This is a genomic window from Burkholderia mayonis (assembly GCF_001523745.2).
Classification (GTDB): Bacteria; Pseudomonadota; Gammaproteobacteria; order Burkholderiales; family Burkholderiaceae; genus Burkholderia; species Burkholderia mayonis.
The window spans coordinates 1,437,385-1,460,108 of record NZ_CP013386.1 but is presented as its reverse complement, the minus strand read 5'-3'; the positions used below and the strand labels follow the sequence as shown (position 1 = coordinate 1,460,108).

The following is a 22,724-nucleotide window of genomic DNA, read 5'->3' as shown; positions in this document are numbered from 1 at the left end:
CGGCCCCTCGTCCCCTCCGCCGCGCCGAAAACGTCGCACCCAAACAAAAGCCCCGCATCCATCGGATAGCGGGGCTTCGGCGCGGCCGGCATCCGCCGGCGCAAGCGATGCGCGACTCAGTTGCTGCCGCTTGCGCTCGCATTGACGTTGCCGTCGCCGATCGTCGCCTTCACGCGCTGGCGCAGATCGTCGGGCTTCGTCGAGAACTGCGTCTCGATCCGGCGCGCGCCGGTGAAGCGCTTTTCCCAGTAGCCGCTATCGAGATCGTCGACGCGGATCGTGCTGCCCGTCGACGGCGAATGCACGAACTTGTTGTCGCCGATATAGATGCCGACGTGCGAGAACGTGCGGCGCATCGTGTTGAAGAACACGAGGTCGCCCGGCTTCAGCTCGCTCATCCGAACCTTCTCGCCGACGCGGCTCATTTCTTCCGCGCGACGCGGCAGCGACATGCCGAGCGTGTCCTGGAACACATAGCGGACGAAGCCGCTGCAATCGAGCCCGGAATCCGGCGTGTTGCCGCCCCAGCGATAACGCACACCGATCATGTTCAGCGCGCCGACGACGACGTCGCCCGCCTTGCCGGCCATGCCTGACAGGAATGCCTTTGCACCACCTTGGCTCTTCGCGGGCGGAACTGCGCTGACCTGCTGGAGATTCTGAGAGGAGGAAGCCGACTCGGCTTGAGTCGAACTGACTGCATTCTGACTGGAACTGCTGACTTCGTCGGCGAACGCGCCGGGAGCTGAAGCGATCAGGACGCCGACGAACATCCCGGCGACGACGCGCGTGCAAGCCTGGGTCAGATATCGGTGCTGCATTGGTCGATGGATTTGCGCTGGAAAATCAGCTGATTGGCGGAAAAATTTCGGTCGATACTAGCCACGAAGTATTTGTTTGTCAAAAGGAATTGATAATTTCAATCAAACTTCTTGCACCATTCTGATTCATCGGACTTAACGAACGGCTTTCAACAGCTTTTGCGTGTAAGGATGCACCGGATCGGTGAAGATCCGCTCGACGTCGCCCGTCTCGACGATCTCCCCGCCCTGCATCACCGCAACCCGATGCGCCATCGCGCCGATCACTTCCAGATCGTGGCTGATGAACACGTAACCGAGGTTGTATTTGCGTTGCAGATTCGATAGCAGCTTCAACACTTGTTGCTGGATCGACACGTCGAGCGCGCTCGTCGGCTCGTCGAGCACGAGCACGCGCGGCTCCAGCACAAGCGCGCGCGCGATCGCGATCCGCTGACGCTGGCCGCCCGAGAATTCGTGCGGATAGCGATGCAGCACCGTACGGTCGAGGCCGACTTCGCGCAGCACCGCGATCACCTTGTCGCGGCGCGCGTCGGCGGATAGTTGCGGGCGATGCAGTTCGAGCCCCTCGGACACGATGCGCTCGATCGTCTGTCGCGGCGAAAGCGAACTGAAGGGATCCTGAAATACCACCTGCATGTTCGCGCGCAGCGCTGTCCGTTCGCGACCGCGATAGCTCGCGAGCGAGCGGCCCTCGAACTCGATGTCGCCGTGCGCGACCTTCTGCAGTCCAAGAAGCGCCATCGCAAGCGTCGACTTGCCGGAACCCGACTCGCCGACGATCCCGAGCGTCTCGCCCTGCCGCACCGACACGCTCGCATCCGACACCGCGGTGAAGCGCCCGGACCGGAACCACCCGTCGAAACCCGGCAGCTTCTGCCTGAACTGCACCGTGACGCCGCGCGCGTCGAGCACGACGGGCGCGATCGGCAGCACGGGCGACACCGTGCGCTGCGGCCGGCTGTGCAGCAGGCGCTGCGTATACGGATGCTCGGGCGCATCGAAGATCTGTTCGACCGGCCCGCATTCGACGAGCTTGCCCTTCTCCATCACCGCGACCCGCTCGGCGAAGCGCCGCACGAGGTTGAGATCGTGCGTGATGAGGAGCACCGCCATCCCCCGCTCGGCCGCCGCGTCGCGCTGCAGTTCGAGCAGCAGCTCGACGATCTGTGCGCGAATCGTCACATCGAGCGCGGTCGTCGGCTCGTCGGCGAGCAACAGGCGCGGCCGGCACGCGAGCGCCATCGCGATCATCGCGCGCTGCCGCTGGCCGCCCGACAACTGATGCGGGTAGCTGTCGACGCGCGCCTCCGGCTTGTCGATTCCGGTGCGCGCGAGGAGCGCGATCGCCCGTTCTCGCGCGTCGCGCTTCGACACGCCGTCGTGCAGCTCGATTGTCTCGCCGATCTGCTCGCCGACCGTGTACAGCGGATTGAGCGCTGTCATCGGCTCCTGGAAGATCATCGCGATGTCCGCGCCGCGCAGCCCGCGCATCTGGCGCTCGCTCCTGTCGGCGAGGTTCTCGCCCGCGAAACGGATCGTTCCGCTCACGTCGGCGTCGCGCAAGAGCCGCAGGATCGACAGCGCGGTCACGCTCTTGCCGGAGCCGGACTCGCCGACGAGCGCGACGCGCTCGCCGCGGCCGATCGCGAGCGACACGTCGTCGACGGCGAGCGTGTCGCCGAAGCGCACGTGCAACCGATCGAGCGACAGGAGCGGCTCGCGGGGCGTCGGCGCCGCGCCGCCGTCCACCGTCTGCGCCACGCTCACCGGATGCCTCCCGCCGCGCGCGTCGTATCCGCGATCCGCGTGTCGAGCGCGTTGCGCAGCGCGTCGCCCATGAAGGTCAGGAGCAGCAGCGTCGCGACGAGCACCCAGAACGTCGCGAGCGAGATCCACCATGCATCGAGATTCGCCTTGCCCTGCGCGAGCAGTTCGCCGAGGCTCGGCGTCGGCGGCGGCACGCCGAGCCCGAGGAAGTCGAGGCTCGTGAGCGCGAGGATCGCGCCGCTCATCCGAAACGGCAGGAACGTGATGACGGGCGTGAGGCTGTTCGGCAGCACGTGACGCCAGATGATCTGCCAGTTCGACAGTCCCATCGCGCGCGCCGCGCGCACGTAGTCCTGCGTGCGGTTGCGCAGGAATTCGGCGCGCACGTAGTCGGACAGCCCGATCCAGCCGAACAGCGACAGCAGCACGATCAGCAGGATGAAGCTCGGCTCGAACACCGACGCGAAGATGATCAGCAGATACAGCTCCGGCATCGAGCTCCAGATCTCGATCAGGCGCTGCCCGACGATGTCGATGCGCCCGCCGAAGAAGCCCTGCACCGCGCCCGCGCCGATGCCGAGCAGCGTGCCGATGAACGTCAGGACCAGCGCGAACTCGACCGACACGCGGAACCCGTAGACGAGCCGCGCAAGCAGGTCGCGCCCCTGCGCGTCGGTGCCGAGCCAGTTCTCGCGCGACGGCGGCGCCGGATTCGGCCGCTTCGAGAAGTAATTGAGCGTGTCGTAGTAATAGCGGTTCGGCGGATACAGCGCGAAGTTGCCGGGCGTATCGAGCTTCCCGCGCACGTACGGATCGAGGTAGTCGGCAGGCGTCGGGAAGTCGCCGCCGAACGTCGTTTCCGGATAGCTCTTGAAGAGCGGAAAGTAATAGTGGCCGTCGTAGCGCACGACGATCGGCTTGTCGTTCGACCACAGCGGCGCGGCGAGGCTCGCCGCGAATGCGATCACGAAGACCACGAGACTCCAGTAGCCGAGGCGCTGCTCCTTGAAGCGCAGCCACACGCGCCGCGCGGGCGACGGCGCCACGCGCGCGCGCGTGGCGTCGATCCGGGAAGAGACGGCGAGTCGGCTCAAGTCAGCGCTCCAGTTGCTCGAATTGAACGCGCGGGTCGACCCACACGTAGCACAGATCGGACACGAGCTTCGTCGCGAGCCCGATCAGCGTGAAAATGTACAGCGTGCCGAGCACGACCGGGTAGTCGCGCCGGATCACCGATTCGTACGACAGCAGGCCGAGCCCGTCGAGCGAGAACAGCGTCTCGATCAGCAGGCTGCCCGTGAAGAACGCGCCGATGAACGCGGCCGGAAAGCCGACGACGAGCGGCAGGAGCGCATTGCGGAACACGTGCTTCCACAGCACGCTGCGCTCGGACAGCCCCTTCGCGCGCGCGGTCAGCACGTACTGCTTGCGGATCTCGTCGAGGAACGCGTTCTTCGTCAGCATCGTGATCACCGCGAAGCTGCCGACGACCGACGCGATGATCGGCAGCGCGATGTGCCACAGGTAATCGGCGATCTTGCCGGCGACGGAGAGCTGAGCGAAATTGTCGGACGTGAGGCCGCGCAGCGGGAAGATCTGCCAGAACGAGCCGCCGCCGAACAGCACGAGCAGCAGCACGCCGAGCACGAAGCCCGGAATCGCGTAGCCGACGAGGACGACGAGGCTCGTCGCGAGATCGAACGGCGAGCCGTTCCTCACCGCCTTCGCGATGCCGAGCGGCACCGAGATCAGATACGTGAGCAGGAAAGTCCACACGCCGATGCTGATCGACACGGGCAGCTTCGACACGACGAGCGACCACACGCTCTGGTGATGGAAGTAGCTGTCGCCGAGATCGAAGCGCGCGAAGCGCTCGAGCATCAGCCAATAGCGCTCGAGCGGCGGCTTGTCGAAGCCGTACAACGCTTTCAGCTGCGCGAGCTGCTGCGCGTCGACGCCCGTGTACGAGCGCATCCCGAACGGCGTGCTGCCCCGCTCTGCGCCCTTGCGCAGCTCCTGCACCGCCTGCTCGACCGGGCCGCCCGGCACGAACTGGATCACGGCGAAGGTGATGGTCAACACGCCGACGAGCGTCGGGATCATCAGCAGCAGTCGTTTGAGGATGTAGCTCCACATAGGCGCATCCGGGCGTGTTCGAACGGTTTCGTCAATCGGCAAGCGGCGCGCGCGGCGGCCGTCACGGCTCGGCGGCCGCGCCGTGGCCGGGCTTCGCCCACCACGTCGACACGACCCAGCCTTCCGCCGAATAGTACAGCGGCAGCGTCGGCGGATAGGCGAGCGTGCGCTTGAACGCGATCCGGTGCGTCGTGCTGTACCACTGCGGCACCGCATAGTAGCCGTGCATCAGCACGCGGTCGAGCGCGTGCGTCGCGTCGAGCAGCGCCTCGCGCGTCTGGGCCTGCGTAAGCGCCGTCAGGATCGCGTCGACCGCGGGCGACTTGAGGCCCGTCAGGTTGTCCGAGCCCTGCTCGTCCGCGTAGCGGCTCGCATAGCGCGTCACCTGCTCGGCGCCCGGCATCTGGACGCCCGGGTAGCGAACCGCCGTCATGTCGTAGTCGAACGCGTCGAGGCGCTTTTGCAGCAGCGCGTAATCGGCCGTCCGGTACTTCGCGACGATCCCGAGCTTCGCGAGATTACGGATGTACGCGGTCACGACCGCGTCGTACACCGAGCCCGAATCGTCGAGGATCTCGAACGTGAACGGCTCGCCCCTCGCGTTGCGCAGCGCGCCGTCGCGGTAGGTCCAGCCGGCGTCCGCCAGCAGCGCGCGCGCCTTCAGCAGGTTCGCGCGCAGCGACCCGGGCGGATCGGTGTCCGGCTGCACCGTCATCGGCCCGAACACCGCGGGATCGAGCTCCGAGCGCAGCGGGATCAGCAGCGCGAGCTCGCCCGCGCCCGGCACGCCGGTCGCCTGCAGATCGGTGTCGGCGAAATAGCTGTTCAGGCGCGTGTAGCCGCCGTAGAAGAGCTGCCGGTTCAGCCATTCGAAGTCGAACGCGAGATCGAGCGCGCGTCGCACGCGAACATCCTGGAACAGCGGCCGCCGCAGGTTCATGAAGAAGCCCTGCATTCCCGCGCCGTTGTGCTGGCGGAACTCGCGCTTGACAAGCTCGCCGCTGTCGAAACGCTTGCCGACGTCGCGCCGCACCCAGTTGCGCGCGACGTACTCGACGAGCACGTCGTACTCGCCCGCCTTGAACGCCTCGAGCCGCGCGACGCCGTCGCCGTACAGCTTGTAGACGATGCGCTCGAAGTTGTTCATGCCGATCCGCACCGGCAGCGCGGCGCCCCAGTACGCGGGATCGCGCCGGTACGTGATCGTGCGGCCGCTGTCGTAATGCTCGATCAGGTACGGGCCGCTGCCGATCGGCGGCTCGAACGCGAGCTGGTCGAACGGAATGCGCGAGCCGTCCGGCCGCAAGCCCCATTTGTGCGAGAACACCGGAATGCCGCCCGCGATCAGCGGCAGCTCGCGGTTCTTGCGGCGGAATTCGAAGCGCACAGTCGCCGGATCGACGATCACCGCACGCGTGATGTCCGCGTAGTACGCCGGGTATTGCGGCGCCGCCTGCGGGCTCTTCAGCGTGTCGAACGCGTGCTTGACGTCCGCTGCGGTGACGGGATCGCCATTCGAGAAGCGCGCGCGCGGATTCAGATGGAACGTGACCGACATCCCATCCGGCGCGATGTCGATGTCGTCCGCGAGGAGGCCGTAGGCCGATGCGGGCTCGTCGGCGCTGCCCGTCGTCAGGCTCTCGAACAGCAAGTCGAGCCCGGGCGCCGCGTTGCCGCGCATCGTGAACGGATTGAACTTGTCGAACGTCGTGAGCCGGCTCGGATTCGCGAGCACGAGCGTGCCGCCCTTCGGCGCGTCCGGGTTCACATAGTCGAAATGCCTGAAGCCGGGCGGATACTTCGGCTCGCCGTATTGGGCGATCGCGTAGACGGCGTGGGCCGCCTGCGTCGCGGCGAGCGCGAGCGCGACGCCCGCCGCCGCCGCCCGCGCGAGGCGCGCGAGCGCGGCGCGCGCGGCGGCCGCCCATTGCGGCGCGGCGGACCGCGCGGTCTGTTCCGGTGTCGCCGCGCGTCGCGGCGGTCGCGGCCGGCGGGCCCGGGGCGAACCGATCGTCATAGAGGCCTTGGCAGTCGTTCGAGGATGGCGATGTGAGAGAATTCTACCCACTCGCAACCGATTACAGCCAGCCGCCGCCCGCCGACGCGCGGGCGCGCGCGCCTCACATAGGAGAATTCATGGGCTTTCTCGACGGTAAACGTATTCTGCTGACGGGCCTCTTGTCGAACCGCTCGATCGCTTACGGCATCGCCAAGGCGTGCAAGCGCGAAGGCGCCGAGCTGGCATTCACCTACGTCGGCGATCGCTTCAAGGATCGCATCACCGAGTTCGCGGCCGAGTTCGACAGCGATCTCGTGTTCCCGTGCGACGTCGCCGACGACGCGCAGATCGATGCCCTCTTCACGTCGCTCAAGGCGCGCTGGGACACGCTCGACGGCCTCGTCCACTCGATCGGCTTCGCGCCGCGCGAGGCGATCGCGGGCGACTTCCTCGACGGCCTCACGCGCGAGAACTTCCGCATCGCGCACGACATCTCTGCATACAGCTTCCCGGCGCTCGCGAAGGCCGCGCTGCCGATGCTGTCGAGCGACGCGTCGCTCCTCACGCTGTCCTATCTCGGCGCGGAACGGGCGATCCCGAACTACAACACGATGGGCCTCGCAAAAGCGGCGCTCGAAGCGAGCGTCCGTTATCTCGCGGTGTCGCTCGGCGCGAAGGGCGTGCGCGTGAACGCGATCTCGGCGGGCCCGATCAAGACGCTCGCCGCAAGCGGGATCAAGAGCTTCGGCAAGATTCTCGATTTCGTCGAAAGCAACTCGCCGCTCAAGCGCAACGTGACGATCGAGCAGGTCGGCAACGCGGGCGCTTTCCTGCTGTCGGACCTCGCGAGCGGGGTCACGGCCGAAGTGATGCACGTCGACTCGGGCTTCAATGCGGTCGTCGGCGGGATGGCCGGCCTCGAAGAGTAAGCGCGGCGCCGCGCGGCGGGCGGCTCGAGCCGCGGCGCTTCGACGCGCGGTGTCGCGCTCGCCAAATGACCGAACCCCACGCTCGCGAAAGCGCGGAGTTCGTCAGACGTTCGAACCGCCCGTTCCCCGGGCGGTTTTTTTCATGGTTCGCCCATCGCAGCGATGCGTCGCGCGTCGCGCGTCGCTCGGCGCGCCGGCCGGTGCGCGGCCCGACGGGCAACGGAATCAGTGACGCCAGCCGTTGTGGCGGCCGTTGTCCCAGTGGCCGCGGTCCCCATCGCGACCGCGATGGCGATACCACTCGTCGCGGCCCCAGTAGCGGCGGCCATCCCAGTAACGATCGCCGTGCCAGCCGATCACGATCGACGGCGCGGGCACATAGACCGGAGCCGGCGCGTAGACGGGAGCCGGCTGGTACACGACGGGCGGCGGCGGCGCATATACGGGCGCCGGCGCGACGTAGACGGGCGCAGGCACGCCGACGTTGATCCCGACACTGACGCCTGCCAGCGCAGCGCCGGATGCGAGCAGCGCGGCGAAACCGGCCACGAGCGAGGCAGCACGCAAGGTTTTCATGGACTCCCCTTCTGGTTGATTCGTTGGATTCGACTATAGCGGGAACCGTCTGCGCCGCATATTTCAAGTTTGTAAGAACTGATGCGCGGCATCGCATCGCAATCGAATCGCTAACTTTTCGTTACATTCGGGCGGGCGCGCCGCCGTTCGGCCCGCACCGGCCGCGGGCGGCCACCAGAGCCACGGTCGCATCGAATGTCGGGAGAAAATACGGCAAGCCGCCGGTAGCGCCGGAGCACTCAAGCGGCGCCCGCGCGGCCATGCGAATGCGTCGGGTCTGCCGAAAAATACAAGAAGACACTTGCCGTCGCGCGATCAGCCGGAATCCGGCGCGCGGCGGTGCGAAACCCGTTGCGGGCTTTGCAGCAAAAGCCGGCCAGGCCGACAGGCGCGCCAGGTGCTCACCGCAACCGTCCGCCCGCCCGAAAGCCGCCTCGAATCACTTGGCGCTCACCTGCCCAAGCCCCTCTTGCGCCTGCCGGTTCGTGCGCACAAAAGAGCGAATCGCTTCCGCCATCTCCAACGGACGGCTCAGCGGCGCCCAATGTGCCGCGTCCACCGGCGATTGACTGTATTGCGTCGCCCATTCATGGCTGCGCTCGAATACGCGTGGAGGTAAAAACGGATCGTGAATCGCCGTCAGCACATGCACCGGCACCGGAGTGATCGCCTTCTTCGGCAGCAATGTGCGCTGTAGCAGATTGGCCCGATAAATTCCGAGGTAGCGAATGGCGTCGCCTTCTACGCCTTCGTTTTTCCGGAAACGGATTCGAGGCTCGTAACGGTTGATCAACATGCGAAACATCACCGTGCCCAGGCCACTGTGAAACAACAGCTCGGGCAATAGCGGCAGCGTGAAGAACGTCATCAGGCTGTTGCGACGCAACTGACCGAACAACTGCGCGAGATTGCGCGGAGTCGGCCTCAGCATGCGGCGCCGCAAATAGAAGCCGACCTGTTCCAGGCTGGGCGACATGGTGGTGAATGACGCGATGCGCCGTATGCCGTCCGCGTCGGTGATCGCGTTCCAGCCGTAGATCCCGCCCCAGTCGTGCCCGACCAGGTGAACCTTTTGGGTGAGACTGACCACGTCTATCACCGCATAGAGATCGGCAAGCAGCAACTCGAACTTGTAGTGTCTCGAACCGGTGATATGGGTTGAATTGGCGCAGCCTCGCATGTCGTACGCCACGACGTAAAAATCCTCTTTCAGCACATCGGCCACTTGCTCCCAGAACAGAGCGCGGTCGGGAAAGCCGTGCGCCAGCACCAGCACCTCTGTCGGGCGCGCGCTGCTTGGCCGATCGCCCCAGGTATAAACGGCGATCTCGACGCCCGACGACTGAACAAACAGATCTGGTTCGCGCATGGGTAACATTCCTGTGCAAGCTTGGATGACAGGCTCCGACAAATCGACAAGCCCACGATTCGGCCCGACTCACATCTCGCGCCCGGCGCCGTCGACGAATCGACGAATGGGCGCTCGCCGGAGCGGCATGCGACTGCGATCGCTTCGTCAACCGCAGCCGCCTCCAGCATCTATCCACACCGGGCCCGCCACCACGATGCGCGGCGAAGCGGCGCACCGCCACGGCCCAGCCCCAATCCGGGCAAATCGAACCGGGTCAGCCTAATTGTGCTCACGCGTCGCCTGGCCATACACCACGTGGATGATGGCGACAAACAGCAACGATCCGCTCGCGCCCGCGGGCAGCACGAAACCCTGGCCGGCCGCGATGTAATCCGCCGGCAAGTGAAGCCAGCTCACGATCTGCAGCGTAAGGAAAAAGAGCGCCGGGAAAGGCAGCAGGCAAAGCAGGAAAACCAAGCTCTCCTTCATCAACGCCTGCTTGCGATTGCTTCGCGCCATCAACAGCAAGGCGCCGAAACCGGCAATGACCAGGCCGTTTACCGTGTACATCGTTCCGCCCGACAGCCATACGTTGTGAGGAGCCAGGCCCATGCGCCAGCCCAGGAAACAAGACGAGATCCCCGCCGCCAACGCCAGCCAGGGCGTCAACAGGCTCGTAGCGCCCCGAGACGCCCCGGCAGCTTCGTCGGCTCGACTCAAGCACTGTTTCAGCGTAAGCGCAGCCGCGGGAAACGCCAGTCCGCAGGCAACGGCAAATCCGGCCGCGATCATCGGGTGAGCCATGAGCACCGACTGTTCACGCATGATCAACGCGGCAGGCACCAGCGCCGAGGCCACCTCGATGCTCGACATGCCGTGGCCCACGACGTAGAACATCACGTTGAAAGCGAGCAAGGCCGCCGCGATACCGTAAATCAACGGCATCGACCGCAGATACAATGCCGCCCCGAGATCGGCCATGGCCGCAGCGGCGCGCTGCTTCATGGGTCTCGCGTATTGCCGATTCACCAATACCAGCCCGTACACGATCAACAGCACTTCGGGCAACATGAGCCCCATGGTGACCAGGTTCAGGGTTTCCTGATCGATGTCGGGAAAGAACGGCACCAACAATGCCCAATCGAGGCGCAACAACGGCGCGACCAGCAGACAGCCGAACGACAGCGCCATCCAGGCCTGATGCTCGAAGATACGGCGCGCCTTGAGGGCCCGTATCGCCATCGTGATGGAAACCAAAGCAAGCACCCCGAATATCCATAGGGCGACCCAGGCAACCAGGTGATCGTAGATGTGATGCGGCGGCGTCAACGCCATGTAGCATAGTGCCGCCACCACGGCGACAGGCACGGTTGCGATGTAAATCGCACCGATGCCTCGATGCACCTTCATGAAACGCTTTCGGAACGCAGGCCAGAATTGCAGTCCGCCGAACATCACGCAAAACACGCTGAACAGGACGTGCACCGCGATGGCGACCTGATTGGACTTAGGCATCGTGGCGTAATAGATGCCTTGCTCCATCAGCTTCGAATCGGTGAATCGCTTGGCCGTCGAGAACAGGGACAACGCCCACAATTCGTCGCTGACGCCGGAGAGCCTCTCGAGCGTGGGCTCGGCCCGTGCGACGCTCACGGCATCCGTGATCCGCTGGACCGCATTTTCCGTCGTGAACGGCAACATGAAGCGATGAGTGCCTTCCTGCAGCGCGATCCATCCCGACAACCCCATCGCCACCACGATGCTCAGGATGAAGCCGAGTGACAGCATGTTTCCCAAACCGCCCCAGAACCGCATCGATGCTTCCTTTTGCGCCATAGTCACGTCACGTGGGTTGAAGAATCAGGCTCATTGCCTACGAATGTCGCTCGAACCGGGAAGCCGATAAACGCAGCAAGCGCCCATCGATTGAGCGGATGTGAACAGTCGCCGTATGTCGGCGCAAGGTCGAGTCGAACGAGAGCATCCGCCGGCAGACCGCCGTATCCATTACGGGACAACACTGCCGCAAAGAAGCTATTCCGAATTCCGAATCCGCTCGCCCGGCGTCGCCCGGTAAGCAAGCGCCATCCTTCCGGACCTTCGATGAACGTCCCGATCGGAGGCGACGGCAGTCGCCGCCCGATGCGTCGACCGCATCGAACACCCAGCCGCTCAATCCTCATTGCGGACCAACCATGCCAACTTGCCCGGCACGCCCTTCCATTGCTCGTGATCGGCCAATGGGGCTCGCTTGCTGGTGATCCTCGTCCAATTGGGATGCGCGGCCAGCTCGGCATTCAGGGCGATGAACGCCTGCTGATTCGCCGGCACTTCGCTGTCGGCGCGAATGGCGTCGACCGGGCATGCCGATTCGCAAAGCGCGCAATCGATACATTCGTCCGGATTGATCACGAGGAAATTGGGCCCCTCGTAAAAACAGTCGACCGGACAAATCTCGACGCAGTCGGTGTGCTTGCACCGGATGCACGCTTCCAGAACGACGAACGTCATGCGGCGACCTCCTGCGATACGACTTCCTCGACCTTCCGCAAATGCACCGGCACGTGCTTGTGATAGGGCGTGCGCGACAACGGATCGCAATGCGCGCCCGACGTCAGGCGATTCAGCTCGGGACCGCTCGGCGCGCCATCCTTGTAGCGCATTCCGTAGCCGTGCGGCAGCGTGACCATCCCGCGCCGCACGCTGTCGTCTAGCTCGGCGACGACCTCGATGCTTCCCTTCTCCGACGCGCACGCGAGCTTCCCGCCGTCCGCGACGCCGAGCGCCGCCGCATCGTCCGGATGGATCCGCAGCGCGCCGTGCGGATCGACCTTGCGCCACGACGGATCGCGATAGATCTGATTCGCGTTGTACGCGCGCCGCTCCCCCGCCATCAGCACGAACGGATAGCCGGCGCCGGGCGGCGGCTCGGTCTCGAGCGCGCGCAGCTCGTCGAGCATCTCCGGAATGTGCAGATGGACGCGGCCGTCTTCGTGGCAAATGAAGCGCCACATCTCGTCGAATTCGTGCACGCTCATCAGCGTGCCCGAGCGCCGCTCGACGATCGCCCGAAACAGCGCGGCGCCGAGCGTCAGCCGGTTGCCGCGGTGTCCGGCGCGGCGCACGGCCGCGCGATGCCGCTGCGCGTATGCGATCGCGAGCGGCAGAATCGGCGCGACGCTCGCCGCGCCGTCCGGCAGCGCGCGGCCGAGCGTCCGATAGACGACCGACGCCGCATGGCGCCGCCAGCCCTTGTTCGCCGCGAGCGCGACGCCGAGCGCGCCCAGGTAGACGAGATGCGCGCACGCCTTCGGCTCGAGCCGCGCGACGCGCTCGAGAAGCGGAAAGCGGCGCGGAATCTCGCCCATCTTCTCGAGGAGCCGCGTGTAGATCTCCGGCTCGGGCAGCGCTTCGCCGAGCGGCGCGAAGAGCGGATGGCGCAGATGGAACGCGTTCGCCGGGAATTCGAGATTGAAACCCGTCGCCTCCCATTTCTCGAACTGCGACGCGGCGGGCAACACGTAGTGCGCATGACGCGCGGTCTCGGTCAACGCGACGTCGACGACGACAAGCAACTCGAGCTTCGAAAACGCGCGCTCATACGCATTCGAGTCCGCGTAGGTGACGAGCGGATTCGCACTGTCGACGAACACCGCGCGCACGCGGTTCTCGCCCGCATGCTCGATCTCGTCGGGCAGGATGTTCGGCGGGAAGATGCCCCCGATCGGATGCATTCCGTGATGCGCGGTCCGCTTGAGCGGCTTGCCTTGCTTGCGCACGCGCTCGTCGGTATGGCCGATGATGGGCAGCAGGAACGTATGCAGATTGTTGCCGCCGCGCTTGCCGAAATGGCCGGTGACGAGATACAGCAGCTTCTCGAGATAGCCGTTGAGCGTCGTATGCAGCGTGTGCTGGATGCCGAGATCGACGCGCACGCAGGCCGCACGCGCCGTCGCGAAACCGCGCGCGACGCGCTCGACGTCCGCGAGCGGCACGTCCGCGCGGCGCGCGTAGTCTTCGATCGGCACATCGAGAAGGGCGCGCTCGACGTGCTCGAAGCCGCGGCAATGCCGATCGATGAACGCGCGGTCGTGCAACCCTTCGCGCACGATGATCGCGAGCATCGCGCTCATCAGATACGCATCGGCCCCCGGCCGCACCTGCAGATGGATATCGGCGAACTTCGCCGTCTCCGAGCGGCGCGGATCGACGACGACCATCGTCCGGTTCGGATCCTTCTTGATGTCGCGCAGCGTGTCGCGCGCGTTCGGAATGCCGTGCGCCTGATACGGATTCGCGCCGACGATGAGCACGTAGTCCGCATGCTCGATGTCCTCGGTCGTGTGGCAGTCCTGACGGCCGAACAGCCGGCCGTTGAGCCAGAAATCGCCGGTCTTCTCCTGCCCGAGCGCGTTATACGCGTAGCGGCTTCGCATCGCCGCGAGCAGTTGCCGCCCGTACGCGCCGCCGACGTGATTGCCCTGCCCGCCGCCGCCCACGAACGCGAACGCGTCGCCGCCGTGCCGCTCGCGCAGCGCGAGCAGGCGCTGCGCGATGTCGTCGAGCGCCTCGTCCCACGTCACGCGCACAAAGCTGCCGTCGGGCTCGCGCCTGAGCGGATGCGTCAGGCGATCGTCGTGATGTTGGTAGTAAGCGAGGCGCGCCGCCTTCTGGCACAGATAGCCTTTCGAGACCGGATGCGCTTCGTCGCCGCGTATCTTCGCGAACTTGCCCGCTTCGATCACGACCTCGAGGCCGCAATTGCGCGAACACAGAATGCAGGCGGTTTTCTCGGTTGCCATCGAACGCTCCATCTGCCGGGCGGGCCGGCTACGGTTGGGGAAACATATAATAACGATCGTTATGGTAACGGACGTTATTCTATACTTCGATCGACGTCAATCGATCAAAGCCTCGAAAACGGAACGGACATGCGCTATTCACCGAAACACAAGGAGGCGAGCCGCGCGCGCCTCGTCGAGGCGGGCGCCGCACTCGCGAAGAAGAGCGGCTTCGCGAACACGGGGATGGACGCGCTCACCGCGGCGGCCGGCGTGACGACGGGCGCGTTCTACTCGCAGTTCAGATCGAAGCCGGAATTCCTGCGCGCGATCGTCGAGCACGAGATGTCGAAGGTGCTCGCGACGGTCGAAGGCCGCTCGAAGGACGAACTCGTCGCCGTGCTGCGCGGCTATCTGAGCACCGCACACGCCGACCATCCGGAGCTCGGATGCCCGGTGCCCGCGCTCGGCCCGGAGATTGCGCGCGCCGACGTCGCGACCCGCGCGATGTTCGAGAATCTGATCAAGCGCTTCCAGGCGTCGCTCGTGGGTGCGTTGCACGATGAAGAAGCGGCGTGGACGCTCGGGTGCGCGGCGATCGGCGCGGTGCTCGTCGCGCGCGCGATGGCGACGCCCGAACGCCGCAGCGAAGTGCTGCGCTCGGTGCTCGCATACACGATGCGAGCGTTCGACGGCGACGCGCCGAAGAAATGACGCGCGTGCCGCTGTGCACGCCGAATCGGCCGCGCGCGTTGCGCCGCCGGTCCGTCATGCATCCGTACGCGGCGAATCACGCAAGCACCGGCGTCTGCGCTCCCTTCGACGAGCAATCGTCAGCTTGACTAACGAACTCGGCGACGTCGTTCGACAGCGCGCCGAAAATTGACGAGCCGAGAACGCAAATGCTACGCTCGGCCATCCGACAGGACGCGTGAGACGTCCTCGCTCGACGCACAGGCGGCGCCCGAACCGCCTCCTCCCCACATCCGCTCCCGTTGCCCGGCACGCCGGGTGCCCGCATGTTCGCAGCCGCCGATCCGCACGATCGCGCCGGCCGCGCACTGCATCGCCATTTTTCCACGGAGACGCGATGACACGTCGAATCGACCGACGAGCCTTCCTGATGTACAGCGCATGCAGCGCGGTGCTGCCGCTTCTCGCCGCATGCGGCGACGACATCGGCACGCAAGCGGCGGGGCCGCGCGCCACCACATCGGATCTTGCAGAGAGCAACGCGGCGCCGCCCCACGCGTTCGACGAAAACGACCTGCTGATTCCCGGCTTCAAGATGAAGCTCGGCGACATCAAGACGCAAATCGAGCAATATCAGCCGGCAGCGGTCGCGATCGCCGATGTCGTCGATGCGGCGCTGTCGGCGAATACGCTGCCGGGGCTCATCGCGTTCGGCGAAGTCGCGGTCAAGGCGCTCGCGTCGTTCATTCCGGCCGTCGGGCCGTTCGTCGGCGAAGTGCTGAACCTGCTGTTCAACCGATTGAACGCGCTGTTCGAGCGCGGGCCCGATGAAGAAGCCGTGATCCGACGCATCGCGACGGAAGCGATCTCGAAAAACAACGTCGAGATCATGCGGCAGGTGCTGACGGGCATCAATCGCGTGCTGCAGGACTTCATCGACTTCACGCGAAGCGCGACGCCGCCCTATTCCGCGTCGATGATCGAGAACATCACCGCGAAATTCGAAGCGTTCGTGAGCATCTGCACCGCGCAGATCCCGCTGTTCCTCATCAAGGGTTCCGAATACCAGGGCCTGACGATGCATGCGCTCGCGGCGAGCGCGCAGCTGTCGATGTACAGCGCGTATCTGTCGATGCGTCGCGAACTCGCACTCGCACCCGATACGATCGCCGCGCTGCTGCGCGAGATGCACGAGAAGATCCATGTGTATCAGAACGACATGCAGGCGGTGCTCGTGAATCATCTGGGCAAGCTCGCCGATCCGGCGCAGAAGAACGATTACGTCCGAAACTTCCATACGCTCGGTTATGCGAAGTTTCTCGCGTCGGCGAAGACCTACTTCGCGACGCTCAACGAGACGAAGATCGACTTCCGAAACTCGATGGAAATCTACACGAACGACGTCGTGCGCGACACGGCCGATGCGACGCTCGCATCCCGCACGTCGTACGTGACCGACCTGCTCGCGCTATGCCATTGCGGCTACGGCGGCGATCCGCTCGTCGTCCGGATGAACCAGACGTTCGTCGACGGCGCCGGCCGCGCGACGTACATCGATGCGCAAGGCTGCACGGGCGATTTCGACGGCGTGTCGGGCGGCTTGCGCACGATTCAACGCGCGTTCGCCGCGAATCAGTCGAAAGGAGAATTGACGGACGGACGCGGCGCTATCTGGAAGGCAGCGACGCGCGATACGCGCAACCTCTTTCTCACAGTCCAGCTGCTCGGCGCGCTGCAAGTGCAGGACGGCGCGGGCGCGCGCTACTCGGCTGCGACCGACGCGGACGGCAACGCGCTCGATCTGATCGACGACTCAGGCGCGACGCAATCGTATTCGCCCGGCAATGCGGCGAAGCTCGAGCCGGGCTATTTCGTGTCGGCATTCCTGACGAAGCCGGGCACGCATTCGGGCAAGACCTGCCGCGAAGACTCGGGCTATGGTTTTCCGTACGGCGGCATGGCGCTGCGCCACTACACGTCGGCCGCGCAACTCGCGGAACTGCGCAGCGCCGACACCGGCCTCGAACTCGATCTGACCTGCGGCTTCAGCGCGGCGGATTCGTCGACGTTCGGCGCGCCGACGAGCTATCCGGACGTGATGATCGGCAAGTCGATCCTGGTCGGCAAGTGCCTGACGTTCGTCGTGACGAATCGAACCGCGGCGCCGATCGCGTGCCGGCTCGTGCCGCTGCTCGCGGACGTGAAGACGGCACCGGACACATTCGTCAACCTGACGCTGCTCGCGCCGGACAAGCAGCGTGTGCTCGGCTCGGCGACGCTCGCCGCGCGCGACGGCGGGCCTGCACTGCTCGGCGAAGACGGTCGCGCGTTCGTCCACTACGATGCGAGCGACCTCTTTCCGATCGCGCCCGGTGTGAACTACGTGCGGATCGCGCGCAACGCGGATCTCGGCGACAACGCGTTTCGATTCGCGAGCCTGCTCGTCGTGCCGGCGCGAGTGTGACGGACGCCGCAAGCGAGGACGAGCGCGGCCGCGCATGCCGATGCCGCGTTCGACCGAATCCGCCGCTGCATCGATTGCGTAGCCGCGCGGACCGGAAACGCATCGCCCGCACGGCGCTCGCCGGCCGCCGCGCGCGGCCGCGCACGCCTGAACGGCGCGTCGGATCAGTTGCGCTCGGCCGTACGCAACATGTCGGATGCGATCGACGAGTTCGCCGGATCGCCGTCGGGCCACGGCGTCAGAATGTCGAAGCCGTCATCGGTGACCACCACCATATGCTCCCACTGCGCGGACCACGAACGGTCCTGCGTCACGACCGTCCAGCCGTCGGGAAGCTGCCGCGTCTCGGCGCGTCCCGCATTGAGCATCGGCTCGACGGTGAAGATCATGCCGGGCGCGAGACGGAGCCCGGAGCCCGGCCGTCCGTAATGGAGCACTTGCGGTTCATCGTGGTAAATGCGGCCGATGCCGTGGCCGCAATACTCGCGGACGACACTGAAACCCTCGCGATGCGCGACGCTCTGGATCGCGTGGCCGACGTCGCCGAGCGTCGCGCCCGGGCGCACCGCCGCGATCCCGGCCATCATCGCTTCGTAGGTCGCATCGACGAGACGGCGTGACGGCGCCGCCGGCTCGCCCACGAAGTACATGCGGCTGGTGTCGCCATACCAGCCGTCCATGTCGAGCGCGACGTCGATGTTGACGATATCGCCGTCGTTCAACGCCTGATCGGAGGGAATGCCGTGGCAGACCACGTGGTTCACGGACGCGCAGATCGTCTTCGGATACCCGTGATAGCCGATGTTCGCGGGCCGCGCATGCTGGACGTCGACGATGTAGTCGCGACACAGCCGGTCCAAATCGTTCGTCGTTATGCCGGGCTTCACGTGCGGCGCGATCATGCTCAGCACCTCGGCCGCCAGCATGCCGGCGCGGCGCGCCATTGCGATCTCGGCTTTCGAGCGAATCGGCACTTGTCGGGAACGCATCATCATGCAGTCCTCGCAGCGACGTCAGCGGCCGGCGTCGTTTCGTCGCCCTGGATTTCCGCCTGGATCAGCAAACGGCAAATCTCCGCATAGCTCAGCGTCGGATGCAATTCCGCGAGCATCCCGATCCGCAGCCAATGCTCCGCCTGAGCATTGATCGATCGGCTCAACGCAGCGCTCGCCTGGCGCAGCGATTCATGCATCCGATCGGATATCTTGACTATTCCCATGGCATAAATTTATACGATTAATATACGAAACGTATATTACCGAATAAGCGACAAGGCGATCAAGCGTCACGGTGCGTCCGCGCCTATGCGCGATCGGTTTCGAGAATCTCGGCGACGAAATCGACGAACGCACGGACGTTCACCGCAGGCCAACAGCGCGACGGATACAGCGCATGAAACCGGAACGACTCACCACGCCACTCGGGAAGCCATTCGACGGCCGATCAACTCCTGCACGCCGCCCGCCTCGATCCGCGCAACGCCGGCGCTGGACAGGCATGCGCCGGGCAGCGAGCCGGCATCCGTGACGATACCGGCTGCCCGGCGTCTTCACGGGCAGCGTGCGGCGACCGGCCCTGTCCGCCCATGCGAGCGGCTACCCCGTGAAGCGCGCAATCGATCAAGGATGAAGTCGAAATGTGGGCCGTGCGGCGCGCGCTCATCGCATCCGCCGCATCAGCCGGCGGATGCGAGCATCGGCGCCGCATGCGAAGCCGCGAGCGAGGGAAGCACCGGCACGACGCAGACGATGCGCCGACATTCGCCGCCCCATCGCCAATCAATCGATCGGCAATGCGAACCCATGCGGTCCCGACTACGACGACACGCCGTCACGCATTTCCGAGATGCCGAAAAAGAAAAACCCCGCAAGTCCAAGAACTTGCGGGGCTTGTTCCGCCATGTCTGGCGGAGACGGAGGGATTCGAACCCTCGATCCAGGTTTTGGCCCAGATGCTCCCTTAGCAGGGGAGTGCCTTCGACCTCTCGGCCACGTCTCCCAAACCTTCGCTCGCGCCAGGGAGGCAGCGCGACGAAACCGAGATTCTATAGGGTTACGGGGCCAAGGTCAATTTCCGCGACGCATTTTCTTTCCGTGCGTCACGAAAATTCCATCACGCCTGGTCGAGTTCGAATGCCTTGTGCAGCGCACGGACTGCCAACTCCATATACTTCTCGTCGATCAGCACCGAAATCTTGATTTCGGACGTCGAGATCATCTGGATGTTGATGCCCTCTTCCGACAGCGTGCGGAACATCGTACTCGCAACGCCGACGTGCGAACGCATCCCGACGCCGACCACCGACACCTTCGACACCTTCGGGTCGCCCAGCACCTGCTCGGCGTTCACGTGAACCTTCACCTGGTTCGTCAGGATGTCCATCGCCTTCTGGTAGTCGCCGCGGCCGACCGTGAACGTGAAGTCGGTCTTCCCTTCCACGCTCTGGTTCTGGATGATCATGTCGACGTCGATGTTCGCATCCGCCACCGGGCCGAGGATCTGGTATGCGATGCCCGGCTTGTCGGGCACGCCCATCACCGCAATGCGCGCTTCGTCGCGCTGGAACGCAATACCGGAAATGACTGCTTTTTCCATGGTCTCGTCTTCTTCAAAAGTAATCAGGGTGCCCGAGCGCATCTCGTCGTCGAGCGGAACCAGCGGATCGGTGAGGCTCGACAGCACGCGCGTCTTCACGCGGTACTTGCCCGCGAACTCGACCGAGCGGATCTGCAGCACCTTCGAGCCGAGACTCGCCATTTCCAGCATTTCCTCGAACGTCACGCTATCGAGCCGACGCGCCTCTTCGACGACGCGCGGGTCGGTCGTATACACGCCGTCGACGTCCGTATAGATCAGGCATTCGTCGGCTTCGAGCGCGGCCGCGACCGCGACTGCCGACGTGTCCGAGCCGCCGCGACCGAGCGTCGTGATGTGGCCGTCCGGATCGACGCCCTGGAAACCCGTGATGATGACGACCTTGCCTGCATCGAGATCGCGGCGCACGCGCTCGTCTTCGATCGAATGGATGCGCGCCTTCGTGTACGCGCTGTCAGTCTTGATCGGCACCTGCCAGCCGGCGTAGCTCACGGCCTCGACGCCAATTTCCTGCAGCGCGATCGACAGCAGGCCGACGCTGACCTGTTCGCCCGTCGACGCAATCACGTCGAGCTCGCGCGGGCTCGGCTGGCTCGAGATCTCTTTTGCGAGCCCAAGCAGACGGTTCGTTTCGCCGGACATCGCGGACGGCACGACCACCATCTGGTGCCCGGCCTGATGCCATTTTGCGACGCGTTTCGCGACGTTCTTGATGCGCTCGACCGAGCCCATCGAAGTGCCGCCGTATTTATGTACGATGAGTGCCATTGTCGTTCAGAACTGAAGAGAGGCCGCACGGGCGTACTGGACAGACCGTGGTGCCGTTCGGTCACGCGGCTTGTGGCTGTGGACGGACGACGGAGAGAACGGCTGGGGTGCAGCACGCGGGCGTGGCGATTTGCCCGGAAAAGGCGGATCAGGCCGCGCAAACCGGGTACGTCACGCGGAAAACCTGCACAAAACGCTCGAAAATCGAGCCGAGCAAACACTTGAGCGTACCCGATCGACGGTTGCTTGACAAGCCGCTGCCGCGCGGACGCCGACAGGCCGGGCCGCAACGTGTTTTTGTCCCGACACCGCATTCGCGACCGCCGCTACTTGCAACGGGGTGCGGCATGCTATGCGATCAGCATCTCCGGCCGCCACTCGATGCGCCGCCAGCCGCCCGGCGCATCAGAGCCGTCGTGCACCGCGCGGTTCACGCCGACGCGCGGCACGAACAGCAGCCGATCGCCAACATATAGCAACGGCACGTCGCGCTGCCACGCCGGCACGCCGCGCTCCTGGAACAGATTCTTCAGCGTGCGCCCGGGCCCGCCCTGCCAAGTGCGCATGCGCTCGCCGCCCGCGCGCGCGCGCGCATGCAGGTCGGCGGCGGCGAGGAGCCCCTCCGGCACTGCGTCGTGTTCGTGCGCATGCGCGGGATGAAACACATATGTGCCGCGCCATGCGGGCAGATGCCAGACTTCCTGACCGCGCCATGCAAGCACGCTTTCCGGCTGCGACGCGGCGCGGGCGGCATCGGTCGCGTCGTCACCGAACGCATCATCGTCGGCCGCTTGCGCCTCGGCGGATTGCGCAGCAGCCGATTCAGCGCCTTCGCCCGCTGCCCATTGAACGTCGTCGCGATAAAGACGCAAGCGCCACCCCGCGTGATCGACGCGCAGCGCATGCGCGTCGCGCGCCGCGCGCAACTGCTTCATCATCTCCGCAAGACGCGCGGCCGACGCGCCCGGCAGCCCGAGCGAGCGCATCCAGTAGCGCAGCAGATTCGCGCCGCGCTCGTCGTCGAGCGCGACGAGCGCATCGCGCGATAGCACGCGGCCGTCTTCGCGCGCGACCGCACGCAGATCGATCGCGGCGAGATCGTCGAGCAGCCGCTGCGCGGCCGCCGCGTGCTGCGCGGTGCGGCCGAGCGCGTCGCGAAAACCGGGAAAATGCGGCGCGAGTGCGGGCAGCACGTCGACGCGCAACGCATTGCGCGCATAGCGCGTGTTCGCGTTCGATTCGTCGTCGATCCAGCGCAGCGCGTGCTGCTGCGCGTAGCGCTCGAGCTGCGCGCGCAGCAAGTGCAGGAGCGGCCGCACGCGCACGACGTCAGTCGATGCCGGCCGATACTGCGGCGCCATCGCCGCCAGCCCGGCAATGCCCGCGCCGCGCAGCAATTGCAGCAGCACCGTCTCCGCCTGATCGTCCGCATGCTGCGCGAGCCACAGCGCGCGCGCGCCGTGCCGTACGCACATCGTCTCGAGCGCGCGATAGCGCGCATCGCGCGCGTTCGCCTCCACGCCCTGGCCGCTCGCGCGCGGCACGTCGACGTGCGCCGCGTCGAACCGCACGCCGAGCGCATCCGCCGTTTCCGCGCAATGCGCGAGCCACGCGTCGGCGTTCGGGCTCAAACCGTGGTGCACGTGCAGCGCGACACAGCGCTCGGCGCCCGCGACGCGCGCGGTCGCGTGCAGCAGCACGGTCGAATCGAGGCCGCCGCTATACGCGAGCGCGATCCGCGCATCGTCCGGCAACGCGGACAGCGCGACGCCGATCGCATCGAACACGACGCGATCGGCGGAAAATTCATGCGGAGGGATCACAGCGGGAAGGCGCGCCGC

The 22,724-nt window shown here is 65.7% G+C and carries 18 protein-coding genes and 1 tRNA gene; 4 read left to right on the top strand and 15 right to left on the bottom strand.

Going from position 1 to position 22,724, the window contains the following annotated elements; translation table 11 throughout:
- Positions 1 to 116: 116 nt before the first annotated feature.
- The 5 genes from WS70_RS07270 to WS70_RS07245 all read right to left on the bottom strand — a co-directional run bounded on the left by WS70_RS07270 (position 117) and on the right by WS70_RS07245 (position 6,744).
- Complete coding sequence (locus WS70_RS07270) at positions 117 to 821, bottom strand: C40 family peptidase (RefSeq protein ID WP_059473121.1); 705 nt, start codon at positions 819 to 821, stop codon at positions 117 to 119.
- 135 nt (positions 822 to 956) lie between these two features.
- Positions 957 to 2,591, bottom strand: a complete 1,635-nt coding sequence (locus WS70_RS07260) for an ABC transporter ATP-binding protein (protein WP_082716428.1) — start codon at positions 2,589 to 2,591, stop codon at positions 957 to 959.
- Positions 2,588 to 3,685 (bottom strand): ABC transporter permease, encoded by a 1,098-nt coding sequence (locus tag WS70_RS07255; protein ID WP_059473122.1) that lies wholly within the window; start codon positions 3,683 to 3,685, stop codon positions 2,588 to 2,590. The genes WS70_RS07260 and WS70_RS07255 overlap by 4 nt, the downstream gene beginning before the upstream one ends.
- 1 nt (position 3,686) lies before the next feature.
- The gene (locus WS70_RS07250; protein ID WP_059473123.1) at positions 3,687 to 4,727 is read right to left on the bottom strand and encodes a microcin C ABC transporter permease YejB; all 1,041 of its coding nucleotides are present in this window, start codon (positions 4,725 to 4,727) and stop codon (positions 3,687 to 3,689) included.
- Between the two features lie 61 nt (positions 4,728 to 4,788).
- Positions 4,789 to 6,744 (bottom strand): extracellular solute-binding protein, encoded by a 1,956-nt coding sequence (locus tag WS70_RS07245; protein WP_059597710.1) that lies wholly within the window; start codon positions 6,742 to 6,744, stop codon positions 4,789 to 4,791.
- Positions 6,745 to 6,863: 119 nt separating this feature from the next.
- Between WS70_RS07245 and fabI the strand changes: the two genes are divergently transcribed.
- Complete coding sequence (gene fabI / locus WS70_RS07240) at positions 6,864 to 7,655, top strand: enoyl-ACP reductase FabI (RefSeq protein WP_059473125.1); 792 nt, start codon at positions 6,864 to 6,866, stop codon at positions 7,653 to 7,655.
- 225 nt (positions 7,656 to 7,880) lie between these two features.
- Here the strand turns inward: fabI and WS70_RS07235 are convergent, their stop codons facing one another.
- From WS70_RS07235 to WS70_RS07215, 5 genes are all read right to left on the bottom strand, one after another.
- Positions 7,881 to 8,231, bottom strand: a complete 351-nt coding sequence (locus WS70_RS07235; protein ID WP_059473126.1) for a hypothetical protein — start codon at positions 8,229 to 8,231, stop codon at positions 7,881 to 7,883.
- 439 nt (positions 8,232 to 8,670) lie between these two features.
- Positions 8,671 to 9,600 carry an alpha/beta fold hydrolase gene (locus tag WS70_RS07230; protein WP_059597712.1) on the bottom strand — a complete coding sequence of 310 codons (930 nt, stop codon included), beginning with the start codon at positions 9,598 to 9,600 and terminating at the stop codon, positions 8,671 to 8,673.
- A 261-nt stretch (positions 9,601 to 9,861) separates the two neighbouring features.
- Positions 9,862 to 11,397: a DUF2306 domain-containing protein gene (locus WS70_RS07225; RefSeq protein ID WP_226382815.1), complete on the bottom strand. Its 1,536-nt coding sequence runs from the start codon at positions 11,395 to 11,397 to the stop codon at positions 9,862 to 9,864.
- A gap of 357 nt (positions 11,398 to 11,754) precedes the next feature.
- Entirely contained in the window at positions 11,755 to 12,093 is a 339-nt protein-coding gene (fdxA, locus tag WS70_RS07220; RefSeq protein ID WP_059473128.1) for a ferredoxin FdxA, read from the bottom strand.
- Positions 12,090 to 14,384 (bottom strand): molybdopterin-dependent oxidoreductase, encoded by a 2,295-nt coding sequence (locus tag WS70_RS07215; protein WP_226382814.1) that lies wholly within the window; start codon positions 14,382 to 14,384, stop codon positions 12,090 to 12,092. The genes fdxA and WS70_RS07215 overlap by 4 nt, the downstream gene beginning before the upstream one ends.
- Before the next feature lie 129 nt (positions 14,385 to 14,513).
- Here WS70_RS07215 and WS70_RS07210 point away from each other — a divergent pair, with 129 nt between their 5' ends.
- Positions 14,514 to 15,077 (top strand): TetR/AcrR family transcriptional regulator, encoded by a 564-nt coding sequence (locus WS70_RS07210; protein ID WP_059473130.1) that lies wholly within the window; start codon positions 14,514 to 14,516, stop codon positions 15,075 to 15,077.
- A gap of 376 nt (positions 15,078 to 15,453) precedes the next feature.
- On the top strand, positions 15,454 to 17,520 hold the full coding sequence (locus WS70_RS07205) for an insecticidal delta-endotoxin Cry8Ea1 family protein (protein ID WP_082722332.1): 2,067 nt from the start codon (positions 15,454 to 15,456) through the stop codon (positions 17,518 to 17,520).
- Positions 17,521 to 17,684: 164 nt separating this feature from the next.
- On the opposite strand, the gene map is transcribed toward WS70_RS07205, so the two are convergent.
- The 4 genes from map to WS70_RS07185 all read right to left on the bottom strand — a co-directional run bounded on the left by map (position 17,685) and on the right by WS70_RS07185 (position 20,883).
- The gene (gene map / locus WS70_RS07200; protein WP_059473136.1) at positions 17,685 to 18,512 is read right to left on the bottom strand and encodes a type I methionyl aminopeptidase; all 828 of its coding nucleotides are present in this window, start codon (positions 18,510 to 18,512) and stop codon (positions 17,685 to 17,687) included.
- Positions 18,512 to 18,739, bottom strand: coding sequence for a ParD-like family protein (locus WS70_RS07195; protein ID WP_059473132.1), 228 nt, complete (start codon positions 18,737 to 18,739; stop codon positions 18,512 to 18,514). Before WS70_RS07195 ends, map begins: the two co-directional genes overlap by 1 nt.
- A gap of 685 nt (positions 18,740 to 19,424) precedes the next feature.
- A tRNA-Ser gene (locus tag WS70_RS07190) sits at positions 19,425 to 19,518 on the bottom strand.
- Positions 19,519 to 19,632: 114 nt separating this feature from the next.
- Positions 19,633 to 20,883 carry an aspartate kinase gene (locus WS70_RS07185; RefSeq protein ID WP_059473133.1) on the bottom strand — a complete coding sequence of 417 codons (1,251 nt, stop codon included), beginning with the start codon at positions 20,881 to 20,883 and terminating at the stop codon, positions 19,633 to 19,635.
- Here WS70_RS07185 and WS70_RS07180 point away from each other — a divergent pair.
- Entirely contained in the window at positions 20,866 to 21,108 is a 243-nt protein-coding gene (locus tag WS70_RS07180; RefSeq protein ID WP_082716430.1) for a hypothetical protein, read from the top strand. The two genes, WS70_RS07185 and WS70_RS07180, sit on opposite strands and share 18 nt — an antisense overlap.
- 125 nt (positions 21,109 to 21,233) lie before the next feature.
- Here WS70_RS07180 and tilS read toward each other — a convergent pair whose 3' ends face one another.
- Positions 21,234 to 22,706 (bottom strand): tRNA lysidine(34) synthetase TilS, encoded by a 1,473-nt coding sequence (tilS, locus tag WS70_RS07175; RefSeq protein ID WP_059471174.1) that lies wholly within the window; start codon positions 22,704 to 22,706, stop codon positions 21,234 to 21,236.
- Between the last annotated feature and the right edge of the window lie 18 nt (positions 22,707 to 22,724).

Coding starts and splice junctions, on each gene's coding strand:
- WS70_RS07230 (WP_059597712.1), bottom strand. CDS start 9,600: ATGCGCGAACCAGATCTGTTTGTTCAGTCGTCGGGCGTCGAGATCGCC.
- WS70_RS07225 (WP_226382815.1), bottom strand. CDS start 11,397: ATGCGGTTCTGGGGCGGTTTGGGAAACATGCTGTCACTCGGCTTCATC.
- WS70_RS07180 (WP_082716430.1), top strand. CDS start 20,866: ATGTACGATGAGTGCCATTGTCGTTCAGAACTGAAGAGAGGCCGCACG.
- fabI (WP_059473125.1), top strand. CDS start 6,864: ATGGGCTTTCTCGACGGTAAACGTATTCTGCTGACGGGCCTCTTGTCG.
- fdxA (WP_059473128.1), bottom strand. CDS start 12,093: ATGACGTTCGTCGTTCTGGAAGCGTGCATCCGGTGCAAGCACACCGAC.
- map (WP_059473136.1), bottom strand. CDS start 18,512: ATGATGCGTTCCCGACAAGTGCCGATTCGCTCGAAAGCCGAGATCGCA.
- WS70_RS07215 (WP_226382814.1), bottom strand. CDS start 14,384: ATGGCAACCGAGAAAACCGCCTGCATTCTGTGTTCGCGCAATTGCGGC.
- WS70_RS07270 (WP_059473121.1), bottom strand. CDS start 821: ATGCAGCACCGATATCTGACCCAGGCTTGCACGCGCGTCGTCGCCGGG.
- WS70_RS07250 (WP_059473123.1), bottom strand. CDS start 4,727: ATGTGGAGCTACATCCTCAAACGACTGCTGCTGATGATCCCGACGCTC.
- WS70_RS07235 (WP_059473126.1), bottom strand. CDS start 8,231: ATGAAAACCTTGCGTGCTGCCTCGCTCGTGGCCGGTTTCGCCGCGCTG.
- WS70_RS07245 (WP_059597710.1), bottom strand. CDS start 6,744: ATGACGATCGGTTCGCCCCGGGCCCGCCGGCCGCGACCGCCGCGACGC.
- WS70_RS07195 (WP_059473132.1), bottom strand. CDS start 18,739: ATGGGAATAGTCAAGATATCCGATCGGATGCATGAATCGCTGCGCCAG.
- WS70_RS07205 (WP_082722332.1), top strand. CDS start 15,454: ATGACACGTCGAATCGACCGACGAGCCTTCCTGATGTACAGCGCATGC.
- WS70_RS07185 (WP_059473133.1), bottom strand. CDS start 20,883: ATGGCACTCATCGTACATAAATACGGCGGCACTTCGATGGGCTCGGTC.
- WS70_RS07210 (WP_059473130.1), top strand. CDS start 14,514: ATGCGCTATTCACCGAAACACAAGGAGGCGAGCCGCGCGCGCCTCGTC.